The organism is Nitrosomonas sp. (genome assembly GCF_021731985.1).
Classification (GTDB): domain Bacteria; phylum Pseudomonadota; class Gammaproteobacteria; order Burkholderiales; family Nitrosomonadaceae; genus Nitrosomonas.
Genome location: NZ_JAKFWH010000086.1, coordinates 1 through 4383, shown reverse-complemented (window position 1 = coordinate 4383; position 4383 = coordinate 1). Strand labels below are relative to the sequence as shown.

The 4383-nt window shown below is 43.3% G+C and carries 3 protein-coding genes; 2 read left to right on the top strand and 1 reads right to left on the bottom strand.

Features of this window, described 5'->3' with window-relative positions; genetic code table 11:
- Window positions 1-583: methane monooxygenase/ammonia monooxygenase subunit C (locus tag QZ942_RS13050; protein ID WP_292996307.1), on the bottom strand; the 583-nt coding region annotated here is incomplete at its 3' end.
- Between the two features lie 400 nt (window positions 584-983).
- On the opposite strand from QZ942_RS13050, the gene QZ942_RS13045 reads away from it, so the two are divergent.
- Together QZ942_RS13045 and QZ942_RS13040 are read left to right on the top strand one after the other, a co-directional pair.
- Window positions 984-2720, top strand: a complete 1737-nt coding sequence (locus QZ942_RS13045) for a porin (protein WP_292996304.1) — start codon at window positions 984-986, stop codon at window positions 2718-2720.
- Between the two features lie 223 nt (window positions 2721-2943).
- Window positions 2944-3963 (top strand): PstS family phosphate ABC transporter substrate-binding protein, encoded by a 1020-nt coding sequence (locus QZ942_RS13040; RefSeq protein ID WP_292996302.1) that lies wholly within the window; start codon window positions 2944-2946, stop codon window positions 3961-3963.
- Window positions 3964-4383: the final 420 nt, after the last annotated feature.

The following is a 4383-nucleotide window of genomic DNA, read 5'->3' as shown; positions in this document are numbered from 1 at the left end:
GGCCTGCAATTGCCATAACCAGCGGGAATGATGTGCCGCGGCTATACAGTGGCAGACGGGTCATCGCGTACAGGTATGAGGCTATGCCACATACAATGTACATCGGGAATGAACCATAAAACACCACGACGTGACTTGGGGTAAAGCTGGTGTCACGAATAATCACTTGGTGCCAGGATGCATCTTGTTCGGTGAAGAAGCTGCCGCCCCAGTAAACACCAAATAAATAAACTCCCAGCCACATCATCCAGTAGAAATAACGTTTGATCTCTAACTTAGGATCCAAGTTGTCCAGTTGTTCTTTCGTGTCACGGGTCTTCAGTATCCAGCCCCAGGTGATCAATGCAAATAAAGGCATCAGGGTCATGTGTACGCGCCACAGCCCCATCCACACTTTGTCAAATTCCGGTTCCATCGAGTCCATGCCATGTGAATAAGCAAATGTCCTTTGATACCAGATCCAAAATATCGCTACCAATAACATGGTGAGCATTCCTATCTTGTAGTACTTGGAATCGTACCACAGCGACATGTCATAGTTAGCGCTCGAACTCGCGTTCGTTGTGCCATAAGTTGTTGCCATTTTTGTTACCTCCTATTAATTAATTCGACAAGCTAGTTAATAGAAATCAGTGCTTAGTATGAAAAATATAACTTCAACCAAACACCCTCATAGGACAGGTCATTTCACAAGGAAAGTTCCCATCAATCCCCAAAAAATCAAGTCATGATAAACCATGCACTCTACCGAGTAATTGTTACCCGCACATAAAATACTGATTTATATTTTAGTAAAAGATCAATTTAAATGCAGTCGATTAGCAAATTAATCAAAGAGATTCCGAATAAAAATACCTTGAAATTTGTCATAAAAATGTCACAAAAATGTAACTGTCATAAAACTGTAACATTCCTACGATATAAAGATTGCCATCTTTTAAACCCTGGATCAAAGACCGATCATGCGATTATTCAGACTTACCATGGCAATCCTAGTTGTAATAAATTTAAGCGTCATGTCCAATGCTTTTGCGCTTGACTTATATGTTGACACAAAAACCAAGCAAATTTTTGCAGAACCCGGGCCTGGCCGAGTACATATGGGTACATATGAAAAATCTGGGCAAGCATCTGCTAAAACAGAAACACCGAAAATACCCGCGGCTCCATCGCAAACTATGGCCGAATCTTCGAAAAACACTGAAGTGACTGAATTAGCCCCAGCCCATGAGTATCAGAGAACAGAAGCGGGCGATAAGACCAAGGGTGATCGCCTTACAAGGTTGCGAGAAAAAGCTGAAAAAGAACAACTTAAGAACCAAGTTTCAGTACTCGACGAACGCGTCAAGGAAGTTGAAAAAATACACGGAAATTTTGATGACCGTGGTCTGCATTGGTCAACCAAGGATGGCAATTTTTCAGTATCGCTCAATGGACGGATACAACCTGCCTCACAATACAATTTTATCAATGAACCTGACCCTGCTTTCGGAACCAACACGCCCAATGAATTGAATAGCGGCATGAATATCCGCCGTGCACGTCTTGGCGTTGAAGGTACTTTTTACAAAGTATGGGATTATAAGTTCGAGTACGACTTTAGCCGTGGTAATGGTTCAGTTGGATCTGGAATTACCGACGCATTTGTACGCTTAAATCATACCAATGCATTATCTTATAAAATTGGCTCATTCAAGGAGCCATTCAGTTTGGAAGAAGCCGCTAGTAACCGTTACCTAACTTTCATTGAACGTCATATGTCGGTCAACTCATTCGTCGACAATCCGAATACTTACAAGACAGGTATCGGCGCCAACTACGCGGTTCAACGGTGGCAGACCGGATTGGCTTTTCAAACAGAACCTATTGGTTCTTGGTCGGCTGCTTCCACCTCAGTAAACGCCAACGGCAATCAAAGCCGCAATAACGGTTCTGGCGATACCGGCTGGCAAGGCATTGGCCGTATTAGCGGTCGTCCCTGGATGGAAAGCGAAACCAAATTTATGCATGTCGGTATCTCTGCAGGGCACACTGCAGTTAACACCCAGTATCGGGCTGACGGCACGATGGTTGGTGAAGGATCAAACGGCGGCGGCGGCGGGATGTCGTTCTTTGCCTTCCCAGGAACCAACGTAGATCGCACCAACATACTGAATACCGGCAACTTGAGTACAGGCGCTCTGAGCGATCCGCTTCACCGCCGCGTGAGCAGTTACGATCGTTATGGCGCAGAATCCTGGCTTGTTTATGGCCCGTTCTCTGCACAAGGCGAATACTTACGCACCAATATCAATGGTACTGGATACAACGATGAACATCTGACAGGCTATTACGGTTTTGCAAGCTATTTCCTGACCGGCGAATCTAAGGCTTATCATGTCAGAAATGGTGCGGCAAACCGGATTAAACCTAATCGTCCTTTTCAGTGGAACGGCGCAGGCTGGGGCGCATGGGAAGTCGCTGCAGGCTATGATTACATTGACATGAACTCTGGCGTGATCAAAGGCGGAAAAGCAGATATGGTTAGGTTCGGTTTAAATTGGTATCCCCATTCGAATGTTAAATTCCAAAGCAATGTTATTTACATGCTGGATATCAACACAGCGGGAACTCCAACCACGAACACAAATGGGTATTCAGGCGGCGCTGGTGCACGTACTCACGGATGGAATAATGCTGATTTTGGCTCATTCCTGACGCAGGTTACCGTTGACTTCTAAATTTGTTTGAGAAATCAGCAGCTAAAATTGCAGCTCAGCAAACCGGGAATTCGGAATCATGACATGAATTCCCGGTAATATCAGGCTTCGATTCTTCTAACGAGCATTTAAATTCTTATCCACTAAGAACTACTATTGTCCACAAACATGCGTTATATTCTCATACATAGCCTACTGAATTTGTTAGTCAAGTTGCAGCTATCGCAATCAAGTGGAGGGTGAAATGTTACAATTACACAACCTGAAGTTACTGAGCATGTCTATTTTATTGAGTGGATCAATCAGCATTATCAGTGCTGCAAATGCTCAATCAATTATCAAAATTGATGGCTCCAGCACCGTTTATCCGATCACTAAAGCAGCCGCAGACAAGTTTCAGATCGCAAAAAAAAATTCTATCACCGTAACCGTTGATATCTCCGGTAGCGGTGGAGGCTTCAAGAAATTCTGCCGCGGTGAAATTGATATCGTTAATGCCTCCCGCCCGATTCTAAAAAATGAAATAAATGACTGCAAAAATTCCCGTGTGCAATTTATTGAGATCCCTGTAGCATTTGATGCATTAACTGTGACGGTGAATCCGGAGAACACTTGGAGTACAACCATGACGGTCGCAGAACTGAAGAAAATATGGGAACCCGCTGCTCAAGGTAAAATCACCAAATGGAATCAGATAAATCCGGCATGGCCTGATGAATCCTTCAAGCTCTACGGTGCAGATACTGATTCCGGCACCTTCGATTACTTTACCGAAGCCATCGTTGGCAAAATCAGATCAAGTCGAAATGATTTCACCGAATCTGAGAATGACAATGTATTAGTAGAAGGCGTAGCGAGTAACAAAAATGGGTTGGGTTTTTTTGGCTTTGCCTATTACATCGAGAATCAAACTAAAGTAACAGCAGTTGCGATAAACAATGGGAAAGGCGGCATTCTCCCATCTGTCGAAACCGTTGAAAATGGGAATTATCAGCCGCTATCCCGCCCTATCTTTATCTATGTCAATGCTAAAGCAACGGAGAAACCTGAAATCAAAGAGTTTGTTGAATTTTATATGAAGAATGCCATTCTCCTAGTAAAAGAAGCCGAATTTTTCCCATTACCGCCCAGAGCCTATACCACTATGATGGAGCACTTTAACAAGAAAAGAGTGGGCACAGTATTCAATGGTGTATCGGCTGTAGGCCTCACTATCGACGAACTAATCCGACGGGAAGGCCGCTTAGAATATGATAATTATTAGAGATTTTGTCACGAAATATTGACTCCGAGAATAACATCTTGAATTTAAGAGGGTGCAAGAAGACTCATGAAAACTTCAGCAGAGCGCGCGGTTTGTCATAGAACTTATCATAAATCTAGCAGAAACATGCAATCTATGAACAGAGAGCACCGTAATAGTAGACCGCTACTCCCGCAATTTTTCATCAAAACTGATTAAAAATAGAGTATCTTCAATTCCAAAGTTTTACCAAAACCGCTGTCTACGCGATTCCCGTTTTCTATCACACATTGCGCATTAGCATTCAATACCCCTACACCTTGATCTGGTTTGGACAAGAGTAATATTAAAGAGTAAAATTCCGGCTCTTTACACTGGGTATTTTAATCGGAGAAATTTATGACAGTCACAATCGACCAAAAAGCACAGGTAGTGCGCGAT